The organism is Metabacillus litoralis (genome assembly GCF_007994985.1).
In the GTDB taxonomy this organism is placed as follows: domain Bacteria; phylum Bacillota; class Bacilli; order Bacillales; family Bacillaceae; genus Metabacillus; species Metabacillus litoralis.
Genome location: NZ_VOQF01000018.1, coordinates 36,413 through 58,814 on the forward strand (window position 1 = coordinate 36,413; position 22,402 = coordinate 58,814).

37 protein-coding genes are annotated in these 22,402 nt (G+C 37.0%); all 37 read left to right on the top strand.

What is annotated here, in order from left to right; all coding sequences use genetic code 11:
- The first annotated feature begins 615 nt into the window (after positions 1 to 615).
- Positions 616 to 924: a 30S ribosomal protein S10 gene (rpsJ, locus tag FS935_RS20500; RefSeq protein ID WP_026561219.1), complete on the top strand. Its 309-nt coding sequence runs from the start codon at positions 616 to 618 to the stop codon at positions 922 to 924.
- A gap of 43 nt (positions 925 to 967) precedes the next feature.
- Positions 968 to 1,597, top strand: a complete 630-nt coding sequence (rplC, locus tag FS935_RS20505; RefSeq protein WP_146950510.1) for a 50S ribosomal protein L3 — start codon at positions 968 to 970, stop codon at positions 1,595 to 1,597.
- A 27-nt stretch (positions 1,598 to 1,624) separates the two neighbouring features.
- Complete coding sequence (gene rplD / locus FS935_RS20510) at positions 1,625 to 2,248, top strand: 50S ribosomal protein L4 (RefSeq protein WP_146950511.1); 624 nt, start codon at positions 1,625 to 1,627, stop codon at positions 2,246 to 2,248.
- Positions 2,248 to 2,535: a 50S ribosomal protein L23 gene (rplW, locus tag FS935_RS20515; RefSeq protein ID WP_146950512.1), complete on the top strand. Its 288-nt coding sequence runs from the start codon at positions 2,248 to 2,250 to the stop codon at positions 2,533 to 2,535. The genes rplD and rplW overlap by 1 nt, the downstream gene beginning before the upstream one ends.
- A gap of 28 nt (positions 2,536 to 2,563) precedes the next feature.
- Entirely contained in the window at positions 2,564 to 3,394 is an 831-nt protein-coding gene (gene rplB, locus FS935_RS20520) for a 50S ribosomal protein L2 (RefSeq protein WP_146950513.1), read from the top strand.
- Positions 3,395 to 3,451: 57 nt separating this feature from the next.
- A complete protein-coding gene (gene rpsS, locus FS935_RS20525; protein ID WP_146950514.1) occupies positions 3,452 to 3,730 on the top strand; it encodes a 30S ribosomal protein S19 in 279 nt (92 codons plus the stop codon).
- A gap of 18 nt (positions 3,731 to 3,748) precedes the next feature.
- A complete protein-coding gene (gene rplV, locus FS935_RS20530; RefSeq protein ID WP_146950515.1) occupies positions 3,749 to 4,093 on the top strand; it encodes a 50S ribosomal protein L22 in 345 nt (114 codons plus the stop codon).
- A 3-nt stretch (positions 4,094 to 4,096) separates the two neighbouring features.
- On the top strand, positions 4,097 to 4,753 hold the full coding sequence (rpsC, locus tag FS935_RS20535) for a 30S ribosomal protein S3 (RefSeq protein WP_146950516.1): 657 nt from the start codon (positions 4,097 to 4,099) through the stop codon (positions 4,751 to 4,753).
- 1 nt (position 4,754) lies between these two features.
- The gene (rplP, locus tag FS935_RS20540) at positions 4,755 to 5,189 is read left to right on the top strand and encodes a 50S ribosomal protein L16 (protein ID WP_003225801.1); all 435 of its coding nucleotides are present in this window, start codon (positions 4,755 to 4,757) and stop codon (positions 5,187 to 5,189) included.
- Positions 5,179 to 5,382 carry a 50S ribosomal protein L29 gene (gene rpmC / locus FS935_RS20545; RefSeq protein WP_098798317.1) on the top strand — a complete coding sequence of 68 codons (204 nt, stop codon included), beginning with the start codon at positions 5,179 to 5,181 and terminating at the stop codon, positions 5,380 to 5,382. The genes rplP and rpmC overlap by 11 nt, the downstream gene beginning before the upstream one ends.
- A 20-nt stretch (positions 5,383 to 5,402) precedes the next feature.
- Positions 5,403 to 5,666, top strand: a complete 264-nt coding sequence (gene rpsQ, locus FS935_RS20550; protein ID WP_146950517.1) for a 30S ribosomal protein S17 — start codon at positions 5,403 to 5,405, stop codon at positions 5,664 to 5,666.
- 39 nt (positions 5,667 to 5,705) lie between these two features.
- Positions 5,706 to 6,074, top strand: coding sequence for a 50S ribosomal protein L14 (gene rplN / locus FS935_RS20555; RefSeq protein ID WP_146950518.1), 369 nt, complete (start codon positions 5,706 to 5,708; stop codon positions 6,072 to 6,074).
- 35 nt (positions 6,075 to 6,109) lie between these two features.
- The gene (gene rplX, locus FS935_RS20560) at positions 6,110 to 6,421 is read left to right on the top strand and encodes a 50S ribosomal protein L24 (protein WP_146950519.1); all 312 of its coding nucleotides are present in this window, start codon (positions 6,110 to 6,112) and stop codon (positions 6,419 to 6,421) included.
- Between the two features lie 24 nt (positions 6,422 to 6,445).
- Positions 6,446 to 6,985, top strand: coding sequence for a 50S ribosomal protein L5 (rplE, locus tag FS935_RS20565; RefSeq protein WP_146950520.1), 540 nt, complete (start codon positions 6,446 to 6,448; stop codon positions 6,983 to 6,985).
- Positions 6,986 to 7,010: 25 nt separating this feature from the next.
- Positions 7,011 to 7,196 carry a type Z 30S ribosomal protein S14 gene (locus tag FS935_RS20570; protein ID WP_046180680.1) on the top strand — a complete coding sequence of 62 codons (186 nt, stop codon included), beginning with the start codon at positions 7,011 to 7,013 and terminating at the stop codon, positions 7,194 to 7,196.
- Positions 7,197 to 7,227: 31 nt separating this feature from the next.
- Positions 7,228 to 7,626 (top strand): 30S ribosomal protein S8, encoded by a 399-nt coding sequence (rpsH, locus tag FS935_RS20575; RefSeq protein ID WP_146950521.1) that lies wholly within the window; start codon positions 7,228 to 7,230, stop codon positions 7,624 to 7,626.
- Between the two features lie 29 nt (positions 7,627 to 7,655).
- Complete coding sequence (gene rplF, locus FS935_RS20580; protein ID WP_146950522.1) at positions 7,656 to 8,195, top strand: 50S ribosomal protein L6; 540 nt, start codon at positions 7,656 to 7,658, stop codon at positions 8,193 to 8,195.
- Between the two features lie 33 nt (positions 8,196 to 8,228).
- Positions 8,229 to 8,591 (top strand): 50S ribosomal protein L18, encoded by a 363-nt coding sequence (gene rplR / locus FS935_RS20585; RefSeq protein WP_146950523.1) that lies wholly within the window; start codon positions 8,229 to 8,231, stop codon positions 8,589 to 8,591.
- A gap of 23 nt (positions 8,592 to 8,614) precedes the next feature.
- Positions 8,615 to 9,115, top strand: coding sequence for a 30S ribosomal protein S5 (gene rpsE / locus FS935_RS20590; RefSeq protein ID WP_146950524.1), 501 nt, complete (start codon positions 8,615 to 8,617; stop codon positions 9,113 to 9,115).
- 12 nt (positions 9,116 to 9,127) lie between these two features.
- Positions 9,128 to 9,310: a 50S ribosomal protein L30 gene (gene rpmD / locus FS935_RS20595; RefSeq protein ID WP_146950525.1), complete on the top strand. Its 183-nt coding sequence runs from the start codon at positions 9,128 to 9,130 to the stop codon at positions 9,308 to 9,310.
- Between the two features lie 31 nt (positions 9,311 to 9,341).
- The gene (rplO, locus tag FS935_RS20600) at positions 9,342 to 9,782 is read left to right on the top strand and encodes a 50S ribosomal protein L15 (protein ID WP_146950526.1); all 441 of its coding nucleotides are present in this window, start codon (positions 9,342 to 9,344) and stop codon (positions 9,780 to 9,782) included.
- Complete coding sequence (secY, locus tag FS935_RS20605) at positions 9,782 to 11,074, top strand: preprotein translocase subunit SecY (RefSeq protein WP_146950527.1); 1,293 nt, start codon at positions 9,782 to 9,784, stop codon at positions 11,072 to 11,074. The genes rplO and secY overlap by 1 nt, the downstream gene beginning before the upstream one ends.
- A 62-nt stretch (positions 11,075 to 11,136) precedes the next feature.
- The gene (locus FS935_RS20610; protein ID WP_146950528.1) at positions 11,137 to 11,790 is read left to right on the top strand and encodes an adenylate kinase; all 654 of its coding nucleotides are present in this window, start codon (positions 11,137 to 11,139) and stop codon (positions 11,788 to 11,790) included.
- Positions 11,787 to 12,533: a type I methionyl aminopeptidase gene (gene map, locus FS935_RS20615; protein ID WP_146950529.1), complete on the top strand. Its 747-nt coding sequence runs from the start codon at positions 11,787 to 11,789 to the stop codon at positions 12,531 to 12,533. Before FS935_RS20610 ends, map begins: the two co-directional genes overlap by 4 nt.
- A gap of 305 nt (positions 12,534 to 12,838) precedes the next feature.
- Complete coding sequence (gene infA, locus FS935_RS20620) at positions 12,839 to 13,057, top strand: translation initiation factor IF-1 (protein WP_010191517.1); 219 nt, start codon at positions 12,839 to 12,841, stop codon at positions 13,055 to 13,057.
- A gap of 35 nt (positions 13,058 to 13,092) precedes the next feature.
- A complete protein-coding gene (rpmJ, locus tag FS935_RS20625; protein ID WP_003156543.1) occupies positions 13,093 to 13,206 on the top strand; it encodes a 50S ribosomal protein L36 in 114 nt (37 codons plus the stop codon).
- A 22-nt stretch (positions 13,207 to 13,228) separates the two neighbouring features.
- A complete protein-coding gene (gene rpsM / locus FS935_RS20630) occupies positions 13,229 to 13,594 on the top strand; it encodes a 30S ribosomal protein S13 (RefSeq protein WP_146950530.1) in 366 nt (121 codons plus the stop codon).
- Between the two features lie 23 nt (positions 13,595 to 13,617).
- Positions 13,618 to 14,007 carry a 30S ribosomal protein S11 gene (rpsK, locus tag FS935_RS20635; protein WP_066330403.1) on the top strand — a complete coding sequence of 130 codons (390 nt, stop codon included), beginning with the start codon at positions 13,618 to 13,620 and terminating at the stop codon, positions 14,005 to 14,007.
- A 180-nt stretch (positions 14,008 to 14,187) separates the two neighbouring features.
- Positions 14,188 to 15,132: a DNA-directed RNA polymerase subunit alpha gene (locus tag FS935_RS20640; RefSeq protein ID WP_146950531.1), complete on the top strand. Its 945-nt coding sequence runs from the start codon at positions 14,188 to 14,190 to the stop codon at positions 15,130 to 15,132.
- A gap of 106 nt (positions 15,133 to 15,238) precedes the next feature.
- Positions 15,239 to 15,634 (top strand): 50S ribosomal protein L17, encoded by a 396-nt coding sequence (rplQ, locus tag FS935_RS20645; RefSeq protein WP_146950532.1) that lies wholly within the window; start codon positions 15,239 to 15,241, stop codon positions 15,632 to 15,634.
- A gap of 515 nt (positions 15,635 to 16,149) precedes the next feature.
- Complete coding sequence (locus FS935_RS20650) at positions 16,150 to 16,989, top strand: energy-coupling factor ABC transporter ATP-binding protein (protein WP_146950533.1); 840 nt, start codon at positions 16,150 to 16,152, stop codon at positions 16,987 to 16,989.
- Positions 16,965 to 17,831, top strand: coding sequence for an energy-coupling factor ABC transporter ATP-binding protein (locus FS935_RS20655; protein WP_146950534.1), 867 nt, complete (start codon positions 16,965 to 16,967; stop codon positions 17,829 to 17,831). The genes FS935_RS20650 and FS935_RS20655 overlap by 25 nt, the downstream gene beginning before the upstream one ends.
- Complete coding sequence (locus tag FS935_RS20660; protein ID WP_146950535.1) at positions 17,828 to 18,625, top strand: energy-coupling factor transporter transmembrane component T family protein; 798 nt, start codon at positions 17,828 to 17,830, stop codon at positions 18,623 to 18,625. Before FS935_RS20655 ends, FS935_RS20660 begins: the two co-directional genes overlap by 4 nt.
- 10 nt (positions 18,626 to 18,635) lie before the next feature.
- The gene (truA, locus tag FS935_RS20665; protein WP_146950536.1) at positions 18,636 to 19,376 is read left to right on the top strand and encodes a tRNA pseudouridine(38-40) synthase TruA; all 741 of its coding nucleotides are present in this window, start codon (positions 18,636 to 18,638) and stop codon (positions 19,374 to 19,376) included.
- A gap of 151 nt (positions 19,377 to 19,527) precedes the next feature.
- Entirely contained in the window at positions 19,528 to 19,965 is a 438-nt protein-coding gene (gene rplM, locus FS935_RS20670) for a 50S ribosomal protein L13 (RefSeq protein ID WP_146950537.1), read from the top strand.
- Between the two features lie 20 nt (positions 19,966 to 19,985).
- The gene (rpsI, locus tag FS935_RS20675) at positions 19,986 to 20,378 is read left to right on the top strand and encodes a 30S ribosomal protein S9 (protein ID WP_146950538.1); all 393 of its coding nucleotides are present in this window, start codon (positions 19,986 to 19,988) and stop codon (positions 20,376 to 20,378) included.
- 290 nt (positions 20,379 to 20,668) lie between these two features.
- Positions 20,669 to 22,189: a glycine betaine uptake BCCT transporter gene (locus tag FS935_RS20680; protein ID WP_146950539.1), complete on the top strand. Its 1,521-nt coding sequence runs from the start codon at positions 20,669 to 20,671 to the stop codon at positions 22,187 to 22,189.
- Positions 22,190 to 22,402: the final 213 nt, after the last annotated feature.

Here is a 22,402-nt window from a genome sequence, read left to right on the forward strand (position 1 = left end):
CCGAAATTATTGATAATAGTTACTATTCAACTAAAAATGAATTAAGCACATATGGTTAATGATAAGGCTAATAGCAATAAATAGTTCTAATCCTTAAATTTTTCTTCTATATGTATAGTCTTCATAGAGGCTTCTTAAAAAACTGCTTTATTAATTAAAAGACTACCTTAGTGCTTAATGTTGATTATTAAATGAAAATCAACAACAAAGTTTAACAGAGCCACTTAAAAAATAGACAAAATCCAAAGTAAGTATTCTATTAAAGATTTTTTGTAATTGTCTTTATGATGGGTTATCTATAATTTTATATTAAACAATGCTCTCTTCATTATCAGAATAAACTTTCTTTATAGTTAGAAATATAAACCACATAGACTATTGTTGATATTATTATACAATGTATGTATAATAGTAAAAGTGCTCAAGAATATTAATAATTTATTAATTAGCTCTTGCATATAACATCAGTTTTTTGTATAATAGACAATGTTGGTCTTTGACTGCGATGAAGCAGGAGGTTGCCGATACACACGGCCGCTTTGCCATGGCGTGTGTAGGGAAAATTCTTGCGGAGAAAATGTCTATTTTAAAAGTAGGCGAAAAGGAGGGAAAATAATGGCAAAACAAAAGATTCGTATTCGTTTAAAAGCTTATGATCACAGAATTCTTGATCAATCAGCTGAGAAAATCGTAGAAACTGCAAAACGTTCTGGTGCAAATGTATCTGGTCCAATTCCGTTACCGACTGAAAGATCTGTATACACAATCCTACGTGCGGTTCATAAGTACAAAGATTCTCGTGAGCAATTTGAGATGCGTACTCATAAACGTTTAATTGATATCATCAGCCCAACACCACAAACTGTTGATGCGCTAATGCGTTTAGACTTACCGTCTGGTGTTGACATTGAAATCAAACTATAATTTTAAAAAATAAATTAATTAATATTAATAGGAGGTGTGACTCATGACCAAAGGAATCTTAGGAAGAAAAATAGGTATGACGCAAGTATTTGCTGAAAATGGTGATTTAATTCCGGTAACTGTAATCGAAGCTACTCCGAACGTTGTACTTCAAAAGAAATCTGTTGATACTGATGGATACACAGCAGTTCAATTAGGATTTGAAGACAAGCGTGAGAAGTTATCTAACAAACCAGAAAAAGGCCATGTAGCAAAAGCAAATACTGCACCTAAGCGCTTCGTTAAAGAACTTCGTGAAGCTAGCTTAGAGCAATACGAAGTTGGTCAAGAAGTCAAAGTTGATATATTCACTGCTGGTGAAACAGTTGATGTAACAGGAGTATCTAAAGGGAAAGGTTTCCAAGGCTCTATCAAGCGCCACAACCAATCTCGTGGACCTATGTCTCATGGTTCTCGTTACCATCGTCGTCCAGGTTCAATGGGACCTGTAGCACCAAACCGTGTATTTAAAAACAAACTTTTACCTGGTCGTATGGGTGGAGAACGTATTACTGTTCAAAACTTAGAAATCGTTAAAGTAGATGCAGAACGCAATCTATTATTAATTAAAGGTAATGTACCTGGGCCAAGAAAAGCTCTTATTACTGTGAAAAGCGCAGTAAAATCTAAATAATTTCAGTAGGAAAGGAGGAATTGGGTAATGCCTAAAGTAGCATTATTAAACCAAACTGGATCAAACGTTGGAGAAATCGAACTTAATGATTCTGTATTTGGTATCGAACCTAATCAGCATGTATTATTTGATGCGGTTATCATGCAAAGAGCTTCCTTACGTCAAGGAACTCATAAAGTAAAAGGACGTTCTGAAGTAGCAGGCGGAGGACGCAAACCTTGGCGTCAAAAAGGAACTGGTCGTGCTCGTCAAGGATCAATCCGTTCGCCACAATGGCGCGGTGGTGGTATCGTATTCGGACCAACTCCACGTTCATATGCATATAAATTACCTAAAAAAGTTCGCCGCTTAGCGATTAAATCAGCTTTATCATCTAAAGTAATTGACAACAGTATCGTTGTATTAGAGGACTTAGCGCTTAATGCACCTAAAACGAAAGAAATGTCTTCAGTATTAAAAGGACTTTCTGTAGAGAAGAAAGCATTAATCGTAACAGCTGACAATAACGAAAATGTTGCATTATCAGCACGTAACATCCCTGGAGTAACAGTAGTAACTGCAGATGGTGTAAATGTTCTTGATGTACTTAACCATGATAAACTTATTATGACGAAAGCTGCAGTGCAAAAAGTAGAGGAGGTGCTTGCGTAATGAAAGATCCTCGTGATATTATTAAGCGCCCCGTTATCACTGAACGTTCAACTGATCTTATGACTGAGAAAAAATATACTTTTGAAGTAGATGTTAGAGCTAATAAAACTGAAGTTAAAGATGCGATCGAATCGATCTTTGGTGTGAAAGTTGAAAAAGTTAACATCATGAACTATAAAGGTAAATTTAAACGTGTAGGTCGTTACAGCGGTTTAACTAACCGTCGACGCAAAGCAATCATTAAGCTTGCTGCGGATAGCAAAGAAATCGAATTATTTGAAGTATAAATTCTAATAGAAAAGGAGGGATATCGATATGGCGATTAAAAAATACAAACCAACCTCAAATGGTCGTCGTGGGATGACAGTATCTGATTTTGCTGAAATTACTACAGACCAACCTGAAAAGTCATTACTTGCACCGGTTCATAGAAAAGGTGGACGTAATAACCAAGGTAAAATTACAGTTCGTCACCAAGGGGGCGGACACAAACGCCAATATCGTGTGATCGATTTTAAACGCGACAAAGATGGTATACCAGGACGCGTTGCTACAATCGAATACGATCCAAATCGTTCTGCAAACATTGCACTTATCAATTATGTTGATGGTGAAAAAAGATACATCCTTGCTCCTAAAAACCTAAAAGTAGGTTTAGAGATTATGTCTGGTCCTGAGGCTGACATTAAAGTAGGGAATGCACTTCCACTTATTAATATTCCTGTTGGTACTGTGGTACACAACATCGAATTAAAACCAGGAAAAGGCGGACAATTAGTTCGTTCTGCAGGTACATCTGCTCAAGTTCTTGGTAAAGAAGGTAAATACGTACTTGTACGTTTAAACTCTGGTGAAGTTCGTATGATTCTTTCTTCTTGCCGCGCGACTGTAGGTCAAGTTGGTAACGAGCAACACGAATTAATCAACATTGGTAAAGCAGGTCGTTCTCGTTGGTTAGGTAAACGCCCAACTGTACGTGGATCTGTAATGAACCCTAATGACCATCCACACGGTGGTGGTGAAGGACGTTCTCCAATCGGACGTAAATCACCAATGTCTCCATGGGGTAAACCAACTCTTGGTGCTAAAACTCGTAAGAAGAAAAACAAATCAGATAAGTTTATCGTGCGTCGTCGTAAAAAATAACGTGGTTGAACTACGGTTCATTCGAACCGTAGCGCGATCGCGAAGGGAGGTACAATCATGGGCCGTAGCTTAAAAAAAGGACCATTCGTGGATGAACATTTAATAAGCAAAGTTGAAAAATTGAATGAAACTGAAAAGAAGCAAGTAATTAAAACTTGGTCTCGTCGTTCTACAATTTTCCCACAATTCATTGGTCATACAATTGCAGTTTATGATGGTCGTAAACATGTTCCTGTATATGTAACTGAGGACATGGTAGGACACAAACTTGGTGAGTTTGCACCTACACGTACGTACAAAGGTCATGCAAATGACGATAAAAAAACAAGACGTTAATGAGAGGAGGCATATTACATGCAACAATCTAAAGCTGTCGCAAGAACAGTACGCATTGCTCCTCGTAAAGCTCGTTTAGTTTTAGATCTTATTCGAGGTAAGCAAGTAGGCGAAGCAGTAGCGATTTTAACACATACGCCAAAGGCTGCTTCTCCAATCATAGAGAAAGTTTTAAAATCTGCAGTGGCAAACGCTGAGCATAACTATGAAATGGACATTAATAGCTTAGTTGTAACTGAAGCTTTTGCTAATGAAGGTCCAACTCTTAAACGTTTCCGCCCACGTGCTATGGGTCGTGCAAGTGCAATTAACAAGCGCACAAGTCACATCACAATCATCTTAACAGAAAAGAAGGAGGGATAAACTGTGGGTCAAAAGGTAAATCCAGTCGGTCTTCGTATTGGGGTTATTCGTGATTGGGAGTCAAAATGGTTCGCTGGTAAAGACTACTCAACTCTTTTACATGAAGATATCAAAATTCGTGAATACGTATCTAAGCGTCTTAGTGATGCATCTGTATCTAAAATTGAGATCGAACGTGCTGCAAACCGTGTAAACATTACTATCCACACTGCTAAGCCAGGTATGGTAATCGGTAAAGGTGGTACTGAAGTTGAAGCACTTCGTAAAGCACTTAACCAATTAACTGGTAAACGTGTACACATCAACATTTTAGAAATCAAAAAAGCTGATTTAGATGCTAAATTAGTTGCTGAAAATATCGCACGTCAATTAGAGAATCGTATCTCATTCCGTCGTGCTCAAAAACAAACTATTCAACGCGCAATGCGTTCTGGTGCACAAGGTATTAAAACTCAAGTATCTGGTCGTTTAGGTGGAGCAGATATCGCACGTGCAGAGCATTATAGCGAAGGAACAGTTCCACTTCACACACTTCGTGCTGACATTGATTATGGAACAGCTGAAGCTGATACAACTTACGGTAAATTAGGCGTTAAAGTATGGATCTATCGTGGAGAGGTTCTTCCTACTAAGAAGAAAACTGAGGAAGGAGGAAAATAATATGTTATTGCCAAAACGCGTAAAATATCGCAGAGAGCACCGTGGAAAAATGCGCGGTCGTGCTAAAGGCGGTACTGAGGTTCATTTCGGTGAATTTGGTATTCAAGCTCTAGAAGCTTCATGGATTACAAACCGTCAAATCGAGGCTGCTCGTATTGCGATGACACGTTACATGAAACGTGGCGGTAAAGTTTGGATTAAAATCTTCCCTTCTAAGCCTTATACAGCAAAACCTCTTGAGGTGCGTATGGGATCTGGTAAAGGTGCTCCAGAAGGTTGGGTAGCAGTAGTTAAACCAGGTAAAGTATTGTTTGAAATTTCAGGTGTTTCTGAAGAAGTTGCTCGTGAAGCATTACGTTTAGCATCTCATAAATTACCGATCAAAACGAAATTTGTAAAACGTGAAGAAATTGGTGGTGAATCTAATGAAAGCTAATGAAATTCGTGACCTTACCACTGCTGAAATTGAACAAAAAGTAAAGTCTCTTAAAGAAGAATTATTTAACCTTCGCTTTCAACTAGCGACAGGACAATTAGAAAATACTGCTCGCATTCGTGAAGTTCGTAAATCTATCGCTCGTATGAAAACTGTTATACGTGAAAGAGAACTCGCTGCTAATAATCGTTAATAAGAGAGGAGGTTTACCGAATGAGTGATCGTAACCAACGTAAAGTGTATACTGGTCGTGTTGTTTCTGACAAAATGGATAAGACAATTACAGTTCTTGTAGAAACTTATAAAACACACTCACTATACGGCAAACGTGTAAAATACTCTAAAAAATTCAAAGCACATGATGAAAACAACCAAGCAAAAACTGGTGATATCGTAAGAGTAATGGAAACTCGTCCATTATCAGCTACTAAGCGTTTCCGTCTAGTAGAAATCGTTGAAGAAGCTATTATCATTTAATTTTGTTCGGATAGTTAATTCCGAAGGGAGGTAACATAAGTGATCCAACAAGAATCTCGTTTAAAAGTTGCTGACAACTCTGGTGCTCGTGAAGTACTTACAATCAAAGTATTAGGTGGTTCTGGTCGTAAAACTGCTAATATTGGTGATGTTATCGTATGTACGGTAAAACAAGCAACACCAGGTGGCGTTGTCAAAAAAGGTGAAGTTGTTAAAGCTGTAATCGTTCGTACTAAGAGCGGTGCACGTCGTTCAGATGGTTCTTACATCAAATTCGACGAAAATGCATGTGTGATTATTCGTGACGATAAAGGCCCACGTGGTACTCGTATTTTCGGACCTGTTGCACGTGAATTACGTGAAAACAATTTTATGAAAATCGTTTCTTTAGCTCCGGAAGTTCTATAATAAATATTATTGCGTTACTAAGGAGGTGCGACAGGATGCATGTCAAAAAAGGTGATAAAGTAATGGTTATCTCTGGTAAGGATAAAGGAAAACAAGGTGTAATACTTGCTTCTTATCCTAAAAAAGATCGTGTACTTGTAGAAGGTATTAATATAGTGAAGAAACACTCTAAACCTTCTCAAGCTAATCCACAAGGTGGAATCTTAAGCCAAGAGGCACCTATCCATGTATCAAATGTTATGCCACTTGATCCAAAATCAGGTGAGCCGACTCGTGTTGGTTCTAAAGTGGTAGACGGTAAAAAGGTACGTGTAGCTAAAAAATCTGGTGAAACTTTAGATAAATAGTAAATCAGGAAGGGAGGTATTTGTATGAACCGCCTTAAAGAAAAGTATCAAAATGAAATTACGCCTGCATTAGTGAAGAAGTTCTCTTATAAATCAGTTATGCAAGCTCCTAAATTAGATAAAATCGTAATCAACATGGGTGTTGGTGATGCAGTTTCAAACTCTAAATCATTAGATGTTGCTGTTGAAGAGTTAACTCAAATCACTGGTCAAAAACCAGTTGTTACTAAAGCAAAAAAATCAATCGCTGGTTTCCGTCTTCGTGAAGGTATGCCAATCGGTGCAAAAGTTACATTACGCGGTGAGCGTATGTACCAATTCTTAGATAAGTTAATCGCTGTTTCATTACCACGTGTACGTGATTTCCGTGGAGTATCAAAGAAATCATTTGACGGTCGCGGTAACTACACATTAGGTGTTAAAGAGCAATTAATCTTCCCTGAGATTGATTATGATAAAGTAAACAAAGTTCGTGGTATGGATATCGTTATTGTTACAACTGCGAATACTGATGAAGAAGCACGTGAACTATTAACACAGTTCGGAATGCCGTTTCAAAAATAATCGCTAAGTAAAGGGAGGCGAAATTGTGGCTAAAAAATCAATGATTGCTAAGCAAAAGCGCACGCAAAAATTCCAAGTACAAGAGTACACTCGTTGCGAACGTTGCGGACGTCCACACTCTGTACTACGCAAATTTAAACTTTGCCGTATTTGTTTCCGTGAACTTGCTTACAAAGGTCAAATTCCAGGCGTGAAAAAAGCTAGCTGGTAAAACCGTAAAACGGGAAGGAGGTTATTTAGTAATGGTTATGACAGATCCTATTGCAGATATGCTTACTCGCATTCGTAATGCGAATATGGTACGTCACGAGAAACTTGAGTTTCCTGCATCGAAAATCAAGAAAGAAATTGCTGAAATTCTTAAGCGTGAAGGTTTCGTACGTGATGTTGAATATGTAGAAGATAACAAACAAGGTATCATTCGTATTTTCCTTAAATACGGATCAAACAATGAGCGTGTAATTACTGGTCTTAAAAGAATCAGTAAACCAGGTTTACGTGTTTATGCTAAATCTGATGAAGTACCACGTGTACTTAATGGTTTAGGTATCGCGATCGTTTCAACTTCTCAAGGTGTTTTGACTGACAAAGAAGCTCGTGCAAAACAAGCTGGTGGAGAAGTATTAGCATACGTTTGGTAAAAAGTTCAAAATGAATGGAGGTGTAATGAATGTCTCGTATTGGTAAAAAACTACTTGAAATCCCTGCTGGTGTTACTATTGATATCGCTGAAGATAACACAGTAACAGTTAAAGGTGCTAAAGGGGAATTAACTCGTACATTCAACCCTGATATGAAAATCTCTATCGAAGAGAATATTTTAACAGTATCTCGTCCTTCAGATGCGAAAGAACACCGTGCTCTTCACGGTACTACTCGTAGCTTACTAGGTAACATGGTAGAAGGCGTTTCTAAAGGATTTGAAAGAGGATTAGAGCTTATCGGTGTCGGTTACCGTGCTTCTAAATCTGGCGATAAATTAATTCTTAACGTTGGTTACTCTCACCCTGTTGAGATCACACCAGAAACTGGTATCGAAATTGAAGTACCAACTCAAACAAAAGTACTTGTTAAAGGTACTGATAAAGAACGCGTAGGTGCTATTGCTGCAAATATCCGTGACGTTCGTCCACCAGAGCCTTACAAAGGTAAAGGTATACGCTATGAAGGCGAACATGTTCGTCGTAAAGAGGGTAAAACTGCGAAGTAATATCGCTTAGATGATAAGAAAGGAGTGACCTAAATGATTACTAAGGCTGATAAAAATGCTGTACGTAAAAAAAGACATGCACGTGTTCGTTCTAAACTTACTGGTACAACAACACGTCCACGTCTAAACGTATATCGTTCAAACCAACACATTTACGCTCAAGTAATTGATGATACTAACTCAGTTACTCTAGTAAGTGCTTCTACATTAGAAAAAGATTATAATCTTGATTCTAAGAGCAATGTTGAAGCAGCGCAAAAAATTGGTGAATTAGTAGCAAAACGTGCTATTGAAAAAGGTGTTAAATCTGTCGTTTTTGATCGCGGTGGATACTTATATCATGGTCGTATTAAGGCTCTAGCTGAAGCTGCTCGCGAGGCTGGACTTGAATTTTAATCGCAAAAGGAGGGACATAAAGAATGCGTCGTATTGATCCAAACAAATTAGAGCTTGAAGAACGCGTAGTTACCGTTAACCGTGTTGCTAAAGTTGTTAAAGGTGGTCGTCGTTTCCGCTTTGCAGCACTTGTTGTTGTAGGTGATAAAAACGGTCATGTAGGCTTTGGTACTGGTAAAGCACAAGAGGTACCTGAAGCAATCCGTAAAGCTATTGAAGATGCTAAAAAGAACTTAATTGAAGTTCCTATGGTTGGTGCAACAATTCCTCACCAAGTTATCGGTCAATTTGGAGCAGGAAATATTCTTTTAAAACCAGCTTCTGAAGGTACTGGAGTTATCGCTGGAGGACCTGTTCGTGCGGTATTAGAATTAGCAGGTGTAGCAGATATCCTATCTAAATCTTTAGGTTCAAATACTCCAATAAATATGATCCGTGCTACGATTTCTGGATTAAGTGAACTTAAAAGTGCTGAAGAAGTTGCTAAGTTACGTGGAAAAACGGTCGAAGAACTGTTAGGATAAGGAGGGAACAAGATGGCGAATAAGTTAGAAATTACCCTCACTCGCAGTGTGATTGGTCGTCCTGAAGATCAACGAGTTACTGTTAAAACACTTGGACTAAAAAAGTTACACCAAACTGTAGTTCAAGAAGATAATCCTGCGATTCGCGGTATGATTAATAAAGTTGCTCACTTAGTTACAGTTAAAGAACAATAAAAGAAACATCAATATATAAGGAGGTGTCCCGATGAAACTTCATGAGTTGAAACCTGCAGAAGGATCACGTAAAACACGTAACCGTGTTGGTCGTGGTATTGGTTCTGGTAATGGTAAGACAGCTGGTAAAGGTCATAAAGGACAAAATGCTCGTTCTGGTGGTGGAGTTCGTCCTGGATTCGAAGGTGGTCAAACTCCTTTATTCCAACGCTTACCTAAACGTGGTTTTACGAACATTAACCGCAAGGACTTTGCAATTGTTAACCTTGAGACTCTTAATCGTTTTGAAGATGGTACTGAGGTTACTCCAGAACTTTTACTTGAAACAGGTGTTGTTAGCAATGTAAAATCTGGTGTGAAAATCCTAGGTAATGGTCAATTAGAGAGAAAACTTACTGTAAAAGCTAACAAGTTCTCTGCTTCTGCTAAAGAAGCTATTGAAACTGCTGGCGGTTCAGTTGAGGTGATCTAATGTTTAAAACAATCTCCAATTTTATGCGCGTGGGTGATATTAGAAGTAAGATCATATTCACCCTTATAATGTTAATAGTATTTCGTATCGGTACTTTCATTCCAGTTCCTAATGTCAATGCTGACGTTTTAAAGGCTCAGGATGAACTAAATGTGTTCGGAATTCTAAATACTTTCGGTGGTGGAGCATTATATAACTTCTCAATTCTTGCGATGGGTATAATGCCTTACATTACAGCTTCGATCATCATTCAGCTATTGCAGATGGATGTTGTACCGAAGTTTACTGAATGGTCAAAACAAGGTGATGTTGGGCGTCGTAAGCTCGCTCAATTTACAAGATACTTTACAATAATATTAGGTTTTATCCAAGCGTTAGGTATGTCTTATGGGTTTAATACTCAATCAGGCGGAATGTTAATCGAGAATCCTGGTGTAGGAACATACTTGCTAATTGCGATTGTATTAACAGCTGGTACAGCATTTTTAATGTGGTTAGGTGAACAAATCACTTCTAAAGGTGTTGGAAATGGTATTTCTATTATCATCTTTGCTGGGATTGTTGCTAGTATTCCTTCAACTGTTAACCAAATTTATGCGCAACAGTTTGAAGATGCTGGTGATCAATTGTTCTTAAATATCATAACTGTTGTCATTCTATTATTGGCAATTTTAGCTGTTGTTGTCGGTGTTATCTTTATTCAACAAGCACTTCGTAAAATTCCGATTCAATATGCAAAAGGTTCTGGAGGAAATAATATGGGTGGGGGTCACACGACTCATTTACCACTTAAGGTGAATCCAGCTGGTGTAATTCCTGTAATCTTTGCAGTATCATTTATCATTACACCACCAACTATAGCAGCATTTTTCGGTCCAAACGATGTAACTGAATGGATATCAAAAACATTTGATTACACTCAGCCTATTGGTATGATAATCTATGTTGCATTAATTATTGCTTTCACATACTTCTATACATTTGTTCAAGTTAATCCTGAACAAATGGCAGAAAACTTGAAGAAACAAGGTGGCTATATTCCTGGTATTCGTCCAGGTAAGAGCACTCAAGAATATGTTACAAAGGTATTATATCGTTTAACTTTTGTTGGTTCTCTTTTCTTAGCAGCTATAGCTGTTCTTCCTGTTTTCTTTATTAAGTTTGCTGATCTCCCTCAATCTGCACAGATTGGTGGAACAAGTTTGCTAATTGTAGTAGGGGTTGCTCTTGAGACAATGAAACAACTTGAAAGTCAGCTAGTGAAACGTCATTATAAAGGCTTTATAAAATAAAGAGGATGTGGGAGTCTCTTCCCATTCCTTCTATATATAAAGAGACTGAGGGGGGAATACAAATGAATCTAGTATTGATGGGCCTTCCTGGTGCTGGGAAAGGTACTCAGGCTGAACGTATTGTAGAGAAATACAACATCCCTCATATCTCAACAGGAGATATGTTTAGAGCTGCTATGAAAGAAGAAACAGAACTAGGTCTACAAGCTAAATCATTTATTGATAAAGGTGAACTTGTACCTGATGAAGTTACCATTGGTATTGTTCGTGAGCGTTTGGGAAAGAATGATTGTCAAAAAGGTTTTCTTTTAGATGGTTTCCCTAGAACTGTTGCTCAAGCAGATGCGCTTGAAGCGATTCTAGCAGATCTTAACAGAAAGATAGATTACGTCATAAATATTGAAGTTAATAAAGATATTCTGATGGAGCGCTTAACTGGTCGTAGAATCTGTAAACAATGTGGTGCAACATATCATCTAGTATTTAATCCACCTGCTGTCGAAGGTACGTGTGATAAATGTGGTGGAGAGTTATATCAACGTGCAGATGATAACGAAGAAACGGTTGCAAATCGTTTAGAAGTTAACCTTCAACAAACTCAACCTTTATTAGATTTTTATAACCAAAAAGGTTACTTGAAAAATATAAATGGTGAACAGGATATCAATAAAGTATTTGTTGATGTAGATCAGTTACTTGGGGGATTAAATGCATGATCATTTGTAAGACTCAGCGAGAACTTGATATCATGCGAGAAGCTGGTCGGATAGTGGCATTAACTCATCAAGAGCTGAAAAAGCATATTAAACCAGGTATCACTACAAAGGAATTGGATGCAATTGCTGAAAACTTTATTCGTTCTCATGATGCAATCCCATCCTTTAAAGGGTATAATGGTTTTCGCGGAAGCATTTGTGCTTCTGTAAATGAAGAACTCGTTCATGGTATACCGGGAGATCGTGTATTAAATGAAGGAGATATTATCAGCATTGATATTGGTGCTAAATATAATGGGTATCATGGAGACTCAGCTTGGACATATGCAGTAGGTGAAATTTCAGATGGAGCTAAAAGACTTCTAGAAGTTACAGAAGAATCTTTATATAAAGGTCTTAATGAAGCAAAACCTGGTGATAGATTATCAAATATATCTCATGCAATTCAAACTTATATTGAAGAACATAATTTTTCAGTTGTTAGAGAATACGTTGGTCATGGTGTCGGGCAAGAGTTACATGAAGATCCGCAAATTCCTCATTATGGTCCACCTAATAAAGGTCCTAGGCTTAAGCCTGGTATGGTATTAGCGATCGAACCGATGGTTAATGCGGGGACTCGTTATGTTAAAACACTAGCAGATGATTGGACTGTTGTGACAGTTGATGGTAAAATGTGTGCTCACTTTGAACATACAATTGCTATTACTGAAACAGGCTATGAAATCTTAACAAAAGCCTAAATGAAGGTGACATTGCTTAAACGAACCGAATTTCGATTCCAGGTGTGTTACAGCTTGTGTCTAGCATATTATTGGGTTAGCTAAGAAGTATACGCCAGATTGATAAGGAATTCGTTAATAGCTGATGGAGAAAAGTAATATAAAGATCTCCAATTAGAAAGATGTTCATCATCAAGAATTCTTTTATAGCGTATCTCCGGAAGTTCAGAACAGTATAATGTAAGCAGGTCGTGTGACAATTAGGAATTTATCTCTTAAGTTTGTCTATGAGCAAGTTACTGATTTGATGAAGGGAGAACAGTTCAATGGCGAAAGACGATGTAATTGAAGTAGAAGGAACTGTTATTGAAACATTACCAAATGCAATGTTTAAAGTAGAACTAGAGAACGGTCATACAGTTTTAGCACATGTATCTGGAAAGATACGTATGCATTTCATCCGTATTTTACCTGGAGACAAAGTTACGGTAGAATTATCTCCATATGATTTAACTCGTGGCAGAATTACGTACCGTTTTAAATAATTAGCACTCCGTACTACTAAGGAGGTATTAAAATCATGAAGGTCAGACCATCTGTTAAACCAATTTGTGAAAAATGTAAAGTCATTCGCAGAAAAGGCAAAGTCATGGTTATATGTGAGAATCCTAAACATAAGCAAAAACAAGGTTAATCTATAAGGAGGTGCAAGCTTAATGGCTCGTATTGCAGGTGTTGATATTCCACGTGACAAACGTGTTGTCATTTCATTAACTTATATTTTCGGAATCGGACGCCCAACTGCTGAGAAAGTATTAGCAGAAGCTGGTGTTTCTGTAGATACACGTGTACGTGATCTAACTGAAGATGAGTTAGGAAAAATTCGTGAAGTAATTGATAAGCTTAAAGTTGAAGGTGACCTTCGTCGTGAAGTATCTTTAAATATTAAGCGTCTAATCGAGATTGGCTCTTTCCGTGGTATCCGTCACCGTCGTGGCTTACCAGTTCGCGGACAGAATACTAAAAACAATGCACGTACACGTAAAGGTCCACGTCGTACAGTAGCAAACAAGAAAAAATAATTAAAAAGGGAGGTTAGCCCACAATGGCACGTAAAACGAATACTCGTAAACGTCGTGTGAAAAAGAATATTGAGAGTGGTATCGCACATATTCGTTCAACTTTCAATAACACGATTGTTACTATTACTGATACTCATGGTAATGCAATTTCATGGTCAAGTGCTGGTGCATTAGGTTTCAGAGGTTCTCGTAAATCTACTCCATTCGCTGCACAAATGGCTGCTGAAACAGCTGCTAAAGCATCACAGGAACATGGCTTAAAAACATTAGAAGTTACAGTTAAGGGACCAGGTGCAGGACGTGAAGCAGCAATCCGTTCTTTACAAGCTGCAGGTCTTGAAGTAACTGCAATCAGAGATGTTACACCAGTTCCACATAATGGATGCCGTCCACCAAAACGTCGTCGTGTATAAATTTTCTGTATAGATTTTGTATCCCTGTCAATAATGGGTTATGATACAGTATATAAGTTCTAGCAGAATCACTTAGTTGTTGTGCACATTCGGGAACTTTTGAATGGGGAATTTCGGTTAGACTCTTAATCAAACTCTATGTCTAGCCGGGGTTTCGACGTTTTGAAGGAGGGTTTATAGATGATAGAAATTGAAAAACCAAAAATCGAAACGGTTGAAATCAGCGATGATGCCAAATATGGTAAATTCGTCGTCGAGCCACTTGAGCGTGGATATGGAACAACTTTGGGTAACTCCTTACGTCGTATCCTTTTATCCTCACTACCTGGTGCCGCTGTAACATCAATCCAAATAGATGGCGTACTTCATGAGTTTTCAACGATCGAAGGTGTTGTTGAAGATGTTACTTCGATTATCTTAAACATTAAAAAGCTTGCTCTTAAAATCTATTCAGATGAAGAAAAGACGCTTGAAATTGATGTTCAAGGTGAAGGTATTGTAACTGCTTCAGATATTACTCATGATAGCGATGTAGAGATTCTTAATCCGAATCTTAAAATTGCTACACTTGCATCTGACGCTAGCTTTAGAATGAGACTTACTGCTAAGCGCGGACGTGGGTACACTCCAGCTGTTTCCAACAAAAGAGAAGACCAACCTATTGGTGTGATTCCAATTGATTCGATCTTCACTCCAGTTGCTCGAGTTTCTTACCAAGTTGAGAAAACTCGTGTAGGTCAAGTCGCTAACTATGATAAGTTAACGTTAGACGTTTGGACAGATGGTAGTACAGGGCCAAAAGAAGCAATTGCTCTTGGTTCAAAGATTCTGACTGAACACCTTAACATTTTTGTAGGGCTAACTGATGAAGCTCAAAATGCAGAAATAATGGTCGAGAAGGAAGAAGATCAAAAAGAAAAAGTTCTTGAGATGACGATTGAAGAATTAGACCTGTCGGTTCGTTCTTACAACTGTTTAAAACGTGCTGGTATCAATACAGTACAAGAGCTTGCTCACAAAACAGAAGAAGATATGATGAAAGTTCGTAATTTAGGTCGTAAATCTCTTGAAGAAGTTAAGGCAAAATTAGAAGAACTAGGTTTAGGTCTTCGAAAAGACGACTGACGACTAGTTAGACATTAACTAGCGTTTTCGTATGTTATAATAGATAGATATGTTAAAATAGCATTATCTAAAAACATACATTATACAACGAAGGAGGGGACATCTCATGTCATACAGAAAATTAGGTCGTACAAGTGCTCAACGTAAAGCAATGCTTCGTGACTTAACGACTGATTTAATTATCAGTGAGCGCATTGAAACAACAGAAGCTCGTGCAAAAGAATTACGTTCAACTGTTGAAAAGATGATAACTTTAGGTAAGCGTGGAGATCTTCATGCTCGCCGTCAAGCAGCATCTTATGTGCGTAATGAAGTAGCTGAAGTTGTAGCTGTTACAACTGCAGAAGGTAAGGAAAAAGAAAAACCGAAATATGCTTTAGAAAAGCTTTTCAGTGATATCGCTCCACGTTACGAAGATCGCCAAGGCGGTTATACTCGTATCATGAAACTTGGACCTCGTCGCGGTGACGGTGCTCCAATGGTAATCATTGAGTTAGTTTAATATATACTTTTACAAGGGCGTGACAGTTGCAGAACTGGATCAATGCCCTTTTTTTATAGATTTAATTTCTATGTCACATCATGGTTTTAGAACTAGTTTACCTTTTGACGATTTTTAGATAAATTTTATAAAGTACTGCTATTTTGCATAAACCCTTTTGCTTAAGAGCTTGAAGTAATATGTTACTAGATCATGATGCGGTAAACTCCTATATAATAGAATCATTCTATTATCTTATTTATTCTTCTTTAATAATGGCTGCTTTTATGAACCTTGTTGCTATTAAGAAGCTTTAGGAAACTTCTTTAATGGTATCTTATCTTCAACGATTAGGTCCTTTAACTCAATAATTAATGTGTCTAAAAGTTTTGTAACAATAATTCAGAAAAAGAGCTTAAAAATTTCATTCGTAAACTACAGAGTAAATAGTGTGAAAAAACTAGAAAAAACGTGTAACAAAACCCATAAATTTTTATCAAGATAAGCATGGGTTAAGAGACGAGGAGAGACGAGCTGTGAAGGAAACAATCATTAATGTGGAGAATATAACCTTTCATTATGATCAAGAAGCTGACCCTGCATTAGATCAAGTGTCAATTGAGATTCATAAAGGGGAATGGCTAGCAATTGTTGGACATAATGGATCTGGTAAATCCACATTAGCACGGATAATAAACGGTCTATATCTTCCCAATCAGGGATCTGTGCGTGTATGTGGGATAGAATTGTCATCAGAGTCAATCTGGGATATCAGGAAGCATGTTGGAATGGTATTTCAAAATCCTGATAATCAGTTTGTTGGTGCTACTGTTAGAGATGATGTCGCATTTGGTCTTGAGAATAATGGTATCGATCGAGATGAAATGATTAGAAGAATTGAATGGGCTACTAAAAAGGTGAAAATGGAAGAATTCCTTGAACATGAACCACACCATCTTTCAGGTGGCCAAAAGCAGCGTGTGGCTATAGCTGGTGTTATCGCTGTTCAGCCTGATGTGATCATACTGGATGAGGCAACATCTATGTTAGATCCTGTTGGTAGGGCGGAGGTTATTCAAACTGTTCGTGAGCTTAATAAACAAGGTATTTTAACTGTCATCTCCATTACACATGATCTTGAGGAAGCTTCTAAAGCTGATAGAATGATTGTAATGAATGCCGGGAAGAAATTTGCTGAGGGTACACCAGATGAGGTATTTCAGCTAGATCAGCAGCTAGTTGATATTGGTCTTGATCTTCCTTTTCCGTTTCTTTTAAGTAGAAAATTAAAAGAAGCTGGTGTTTCTTTACAAAATCATCATCTTACTGAGGAAGGGTTGGTGAATGAGCTATGGACATTACTCTCAAAAGTGTAGAACATCGATATCAAGCTCGTTCACCATTTGAAAGGCTTGCTCTTTACGATGTGAATTTGGCAATTAAAACAGGTTCTTATGTATCTATTATTGGGCATACTGGTTCAGGTAAGTCTACAATTCTTCAGCATCTTAATGGGCTTTTGAAACCTACTAAAGGATCAATAGCTATTGGAGATCACCTGATTGAAGCTGGAAAAAAGAATAAGAACCTTAAGGAAGTAAGAAGGCTAGTAGGAATCGTTTTTCAATTTCCAGAGCATCAGCTTTTTGAGGAAACAGTTGAAAAGGATATTGCCTTTGGTCCCATGAATTTTGGTGTAAGTGAGAATGATGCTATTTTAAAAGCAAGAAAATCATTAGAAATAGTTGGTTTACCAGAATCAGTGCTGAATAAGTCTCCTTTTGACTTAAGTGGGGGACAAATGAGAAGAGTTGCTATTGCTGGGGTATTAGCAATGGGTCCCAACGTACTTGTCTTAGACGAACCTACAGCAGGTCTTGATCCTAGAGGTAGAAAAGAAATAATGGAACTCTTTTCCCGATTACGTAAGGAGCAACACCTAACAATCATTCTTGTTACACATAGCATGGAAGATGCTGCGAGATATTCTGATGAAATATTCGTTATGCATAAAGGTACTGTTGAAATGAAAGGAACTCCGAGAGAGATATTTAACCAGGCAGAGAAACTATCATCACTAGGCCTTGATTTACCTGAAACAATTAAGCTACAAAAAAAATTGCTTGATAAGGGTATTGTATTTAATGAGATTCCTTTAACCTTAGAAGAGACTGTTTTACAAATAACGTCTCTTATAAAAGGGGTGGATTCTCAATGATGGATAGTATCATTATTGGTAAATATGTTCCTGGTCAATCTCTTATTCATAGAATGGATGCACGAGCAAAATTATTATTAATATTTGCATTTGTTTTTATTGTATTTCTTGCGAATAACTTGTTCACATATTTGGTACTGGGGATTTTTACAATCACCATTGTTACATTAACTAAATTGCCTATTCGATTTTTAGTTAAAGGTCTTAAACCTGTTCTATGGATTATCCTTTTTACATTTGTGTTGCATTTATTTGTTACAAAAGAGGGAGAGCTATTATTTCAACTAGGTTTTATCTCAATCTATGAAGAAGGACTTAAGCAGGGCATATTTATTTCATTGCGCTTTCTCTATTTAATTTTAATGACAACAATATTAACGTTGACGACAACGCCAATTGAAATTACAGATGGTATGGAAAGCTTGCTAGGTCCCTTTAAGAAGATTGGGTTACCAGTTCATGAATTAGCTTTAATGATGTCAATATCTTTAAGGTTTATTCCTACACTTATGGAGGAAACTGATAAAATATTGAAGGCACAAATGGCTAGAGGTGTAGACTTTACTAGTGGCCCAATAAAGGATCGTTTTAAGGCAGTTGTTCCTTTACTAGTTCCATTATTCATCAGTGCATTTAAACGTGCAGAAGAGCTTGCAACAGCTATGGAAGCACGTGGATATAAAGGTGGAGAAGGTAGAACAAAGCTTAGACAGTTACAATGGGCAGGTTTAGATACTATTATGATGATCATGTTAGTAGCATTAGGGATTGTCTTACTATATTTACGAACATAGGAGCAAGTCGATGAAAGTGAAATGCACTGTATCTTACGATGGTTCACAATTTTATGGATATCAAGTTCAACCAAATAAGCGAACGGTACAAAGTGAAATAGAAGAGGCCTTAACAAAGCTTCATAAAGGTGAAAAAATAAAAATATTTGCTTCAGGTAGAACTGATGCAAGTGTTCATGCTGTGGGACAGGTTTTTCATTTTGAAACTAATTTACGCATACCTGATGATAGATGGCCATTTGCATTAAATAGCTTACTACCAGAAGATATTGTGATTAAGTCGGCTGCTTATGTAGAACATGAATTCCATGCTCGATTTGATGTTGTTAAAAAGGAATACCGTTATATTATTAATCAAGAAAAAATTCAGGATGTTTTTAAAAGAAAATATTGTTTTCATTATCCTTATGAGATAGATCTGCAATCTATCGAAAAAGCCTGTGACCTTTTATTAGGCACACACGATTTTACAAGCTTCTGTGCGGCAAAAACCGAGGTAGAAGATAAAGTGAGAACATTATATTCTATTGAAGTAATTAAGGAAGAAAATGATATAATTTTTCGTTTTATTGGAAATGGATTTTTGTATAATATGGTAAGAATTTTAGTAGGAACTTTATTAGAAATTGGACAAGGAATTAAATCTTTTGAGGATATTCCCGCTATTTTCAAGGGGCTGGATAGGCGATTAAGTGGGAAAACAGTGCCAGGACATGGATTATATTTATGGAAAGTTTACTATGACAACTAAACCAGGTGTAACATGTTCTTGACATTCGCTTATTTAAAGTATATCATATCTAATGGTATGTATTTCAACCCCACGAATAAGCCCCGGAAACTTATCGTGTTATGAAATAGAATAGGAACCATCTTATATTATTTATTTAGGAGGAAAACACATGCGTACAACGTTTATGGCTAACGCTGCTACTATCGAACGTAAATGGTACGTAGTTGATGCTGAAGGCAAGACTTTAGGTCGTCTTTCAAGTGAAATTGCATCAATTCTACGTGGCAAACATAAACCAACTTTCACACCTCATGTTGACACTGGTGATCATGTGATCATTATCAACGCTGAGAAAATCGAATTAACAGGTAAAAAATTAACTGATAAAATTTACTACCGTCACAGCCAATTCCCTGGTGGATTGAAATCTAGAACTGCATTGGAAATGCGTACGAACTACCCTGAAAAAATGCTTGAATTAGCAATTAAAGGGATGCTTCCAAAAGGTTCATTAGGTCGTCAAATCGGTAAGAAATTATATGTATATGCTGGTAGTGAACATCCACACCAAGCTCAACAACCTGAAGTTTACGAACTTCGCGGATAATTAAAAAGGAGGTTATTAATTTGGCACAAGTTCAATATTACGGTACTGGCCGTCGTAAGAGCTCAGTAGCACGTGTACGCTTAGTTCCTGGCGAAGGTCGTATTGTTGTAAATAGTCGTGAAATTAAAGACTATATCCCATCAGAAGCTTTAATCGAAGATATTAAACAACCATTAAACATAACTGAAACTACAGGAAGCTACGATGTTCTTGTAAATGTTTCAGGTGGTGGATATGCTGGTCAAGCTGGCGCTATCCGTCATGGTATTTCTCGTGCTTTATTAGAAGCAGATCCAGAATACCGTGCATCACTTAAAAGTGCTGGTATGTTAACTCGTGACGCTCGTATGAAAGAACGTAAAAAATACGGTCTTAAAGGCGCACGTAAAGCACCTCAGTTCTCTAAACGTTAATTTTGAATTTAAGGACTCCCAATCTTTATTGGTTGGAGTCCTTTTTTATTTTAAAGAGGTAAACAGAGAGATGAAGATGAAGCAGAATAGGTATAATCAGTATCGTAAGTGATTAGAAAAACATTCTATAACAATTGTTTCTTTAAGTGTTTATCAATCATATTTCACTCTATTTTTATATTTTTGAAGTATAATTAGTTTAACGAATAGACAATAAGGGTAAATGTATTTATTAACTTTATGGTTTGACTTTTATTGTTTTTCACAGTAGCAAGGAGAGGGGATAGATTATGAAGAAAGTTTCAAATGTATTTTGGATAACTTTAGCGATTGTTTTAGCTTCAGTTATATTTGGGGTATCAGCTCCAGATAGTTTTGAAGAAGTTACTGCAAATATACAATCATTTATTACATCTACATTCGGATGGTATTATCTAACATTAGTGACGATTGTTGTGATATTTTGTATATTTCTTATCTTTAGTCCGATTGGGACAATTAAATTAGGTAAAGCAGATGAAGAGCCTGAATATTCAAAAGGTACATGGTTTGCCATGCTCTTTAGTGCAGGTATGGGGATTGGTCTTGTGTTTTGGGGAGCAGCTGAGCCATTATCACATTTTATGAGTCCTCCTTTATCAGAAGGTGGAACATCTGTAGCCTTTAAAGAATCCATGAGGTATACATTTTTCCATTGGGGTATTCATGCTTGGGGAATATACGCAATTGTAGCCTTAGCTTTAGCGTATTATAAATTTCGTAAAGATGAACCGGGTTTAATATCTGCAACATTAAAACCTGTACTAGGCAAACGTATGGAAGGACCACTTGGTACAGTAGTTGATGTATTAGCCGTTTTTGCTACAGTTATTGGTGTTGCAACAACTTTAGGTTTTGGAGCAGCACAAATAAATGGAGGTTTATCTTATTTATTTGGGATCCCTAATAATTTTACAGTTCAATTTATTATTATAGCAATCGTAACTATTTTATTTATGATTTCAGCATGGTCAGGTTTAGGTAAAGGAATTAAATATTTAAGTAACACAAATATGGTCTTAGCCATTACTTTATTTATCATGATGTTTTTTATAGGACCCACAATTCTTATTCTAAATATTTTTACAGATACAGTTGGAAGCTATATTCAAAATCTTGCTCAAATGAGTTTTAGAATTGCGCCTTTAAATGAAGAGCATCGTAGCTGGATTAATGGTTGGACAATCTTTTATTGGGCATGGTGGATTTCATGGTCACCATTTGTTGGGATCTTTATTGCTCGTGTATCAAGAGGACGTACTATTCGAGAGTTTTTAATAGGAGTATTATTATTTCCAGCTCTTGTCAGTTTTGTGTGGTTTGCCACATTTGGTACATCAGCAATTGAGATTCAAAAGGCAGAAATTATTGATTTAACACAGTTTGCAACAGAAGAGGTTTTATTTGCAATCTTTAGTCAAATGCCAGCATCAACTATTCTTTCAATTATAGCGGTAGCACTCATAAGTACATTTTTTATTACTTCTGCAGACTCTGCAACTTTCGTATTAGGAATGCAAACAACTTATGGCTCGTTAACACCACCAAATTCAGTTAAATTAACATGGGGAGTTGCACAGTCAACTGTTGCGTTAATTTTACTTTATAGTGGTGGGTTACAGGCACTACAAAATGCATTAATCATAGCTGCTTTTCCTTTTTCCTTTATCATTGTATTAATGATGGTATCCCTATATATATCATTAAATAAAGAAAAGCGCGAACTTGGTTTATACTTTAAGCCGATTCCTAAAAAGAAGATAGAGAAATAAAGTTAAAGAGACTGGGACATAAGTAATTAAGTTAATGAAAAACCCGAATTATTTGGTGATATATTAATTAATCACTCGCCTAATAGTTCGGGTTTTTATTTGTGTCTTCAATATTTTTTTTTGATTTTTCATACTATTTTTAAGCACTAGTGGAATGGAGCGGAAGACACTCGACTCCTACGGGAATAGAGGAAAGGCTGAGACCCCACAGGT

Coding starts and splice junctions, on each gene's coding strand:
- rplB (WP_146950513.1), top strand. CDS start 2,564: ATGGCGATTAAAAAATACAAACCAACCTCAAATGGTCGTCGTGGGATG.
- rpsS (WP_146950514.1), top strand. CDS start 3,452: ATGGGCCGTAGCTTAAAAAAAGGACCATTCGTGGATGAACATTTAATA.
- rpmJ (WP_003156543.1), top strand. CDS start 13,093: ATGAAGGTCAGACCATCTGTTAAACCAATTTGTGAAAAATGTAAAGTC.
- FS935_RS20680 (WP_146950539.1), top strand. CDS start 20,669: ATGAAGAAAGTTTCAAATGTATTTTGGATAACTTTAGCGATTGTTTTA.
- rplE (WP_146950520.1), top strand. CDS start 6,446: ATGAACCGCCTTAAAGAAAAGTATCAAAATGAAATTACGCCTGCATTA.
- rplW (WP_146950512.1), top strand. CDS start 2,248: ATGAAAGATCCTCGTGATATTATTAAGCGCCCCGTTATCACTGAACGT.
- secY (WP_146950527.1), top strand. CDS start 9,782: ATGTTTAAAACAATCTCCAATTTTATGCGCGTGGGTGATATTAGAAGT.
- rpsK (WP_066330403.1), top strand. CDS start 13,618: ATGGCACGTAAAACGAATACTCGTAAACGTCGTGTGAAAAAGAATATT.
- rplC (WP_146950510.1), top strand. CDS start 968: ATGACCAAAGGAATCTTAGGAAGAAAAATAGGTATGACGCAAGTATTT.
- FS935_RS20660 (WP_146950535.1), top strand. CDS start 17,828: ATGATGGATAGTATCATTATTGGTAAATATGTTCCTGGTCAATCTCTT.
- rplV (WP_146950515.1), top strand. CDS start 3,749: ATGCAACAATCTAAAGCTGTCGCAAGAACAGTACGCATTGCTCCTCGT.
- truA (WP_146950536.1), top strand. CDS start 18,636: ATGAAAGTGAAATGCACTGTATCTTACGATGGTTCACAATTTTATGGA.
- rpsJ (WP_026561219.1), top strand. CDS start 616: ATGGCAAAACAAAAGATTCGTATTCGTTTAAAAGCTTATGATCACAGA.
- rpmD (WP_146950525.1), top strand. CDS start 9,128: ATGGCGAATAAGTTAGAAATTACCCTCACTCGCAGTGTGATTGGTCGT.
- rpsE (WP_146950524.1), top strand. CDS start 8,615: ATGCGTCGTATTGATCCAAACAAATTAGAGCTTGAAGAACGCGTAGTT.
- rplP (WP_003225801.1), top strand. CDS start 4,755: ATGTTATTGCCAAAACGCGTAAAATATCGCAGAGAGCACCGTGGAAAA.
- map (WP_146950529.1), top strand. CDS start 11,787: ATGATCATTTGTAAGACTCAGCGAGAACTTGATATCATGCGAGAAGCT.
- rpmC (WP_098798317.1), top strand. CDS start 5,179: ATGAAAGCTAATGAAATTCGTGACCTTACCACTGCTGAAATTGAACAA.
- infA (WP_010191517.1), top strand. CDS start 12,839: ATGGCGAAAGACGATGTAATTGAAGTAGAAGGAACTGTTATTGAAACA.
- FS935_RS20610 (WP_146950528.1), top strand. CDS start 11,137: ATGAATCTAGTATTGATGGGCCTTCCTGGTGCTGGGAAAGGTACTCAG.
- rplD (WP_146950511.1), top strand. CDS start 1,625: ATGCCTAAAGTAGCATTATTAAACCAAACTGGATCAAACGTTGGAGAA.
- rplR (WP_146950523.1), top strand. CDS start 8,229: ATGATTACTAAGGCTGATAAAAATGCTGTACGTAAAAAAAGACATGCA.
- rplM (WP_146950537.1), top strand. CDS start 19,528: ATGCGTACAACGTTTATGGCTAACGCTGCTACTATCGAACGTAAATGG.
- rpsM (WP_146950530.1), top strand. CDS start 13,229: ATGGCTCGTATTGCAGGTGTTGATATTCCACGTGACAAACGTGTTGTC.
- rplF (WP_146950522.1), top strand. CDS start 7,656: ATGTCTCGTATTGGTAAAAAACTACTTGAAATCCCTGCTGGTGTTACT.
- rplX (WP_146950519.1), top strand. CDS start 6,110: ATGCATGTCAAAAAAGGTGATAAAGTAATGGTTATCTCTGGTAAGGAT.
- FS935_RS20655 (WP_146950534.1), top strand. CDS start 16,965: ATGGACATTACTCTCAAAAGTGTAGAACATCGATATCAAGCTCGTTCA.
- rpsQ (WP_146950517.1), top strand. CDS start 5,403: ATGAGTGATCGTAACCAACGTAAAGTGTATACTGGTCGTGTTGTTTCT.
- rpsH (WP_146950521.1), top strand. CDS start 7,228: ATGGTTATGACAGATCCTATTGCAGATATGCTTACTCGCATTCGTAAT.
- rplO (WP_146950526.1), top strand. CDS start 9,342: ATGAAACTTCATGAGTTGAAACCTGCAGAAGGATCACGTAAAACACGT.
- rplQ (WP_146950532.1), top strand. CDS start 15,239: ATGTCATACAGAAAATTAGGTCGTACAAGTGCTCAACGTAAAGCAATG.
- FS935_RS20640 (WP_146950531.1), top strand. CDS start 14,188: ATGATAGAAATTGAAAAACCAAAAATCGAAACGGTTGAAATCAGCGAT.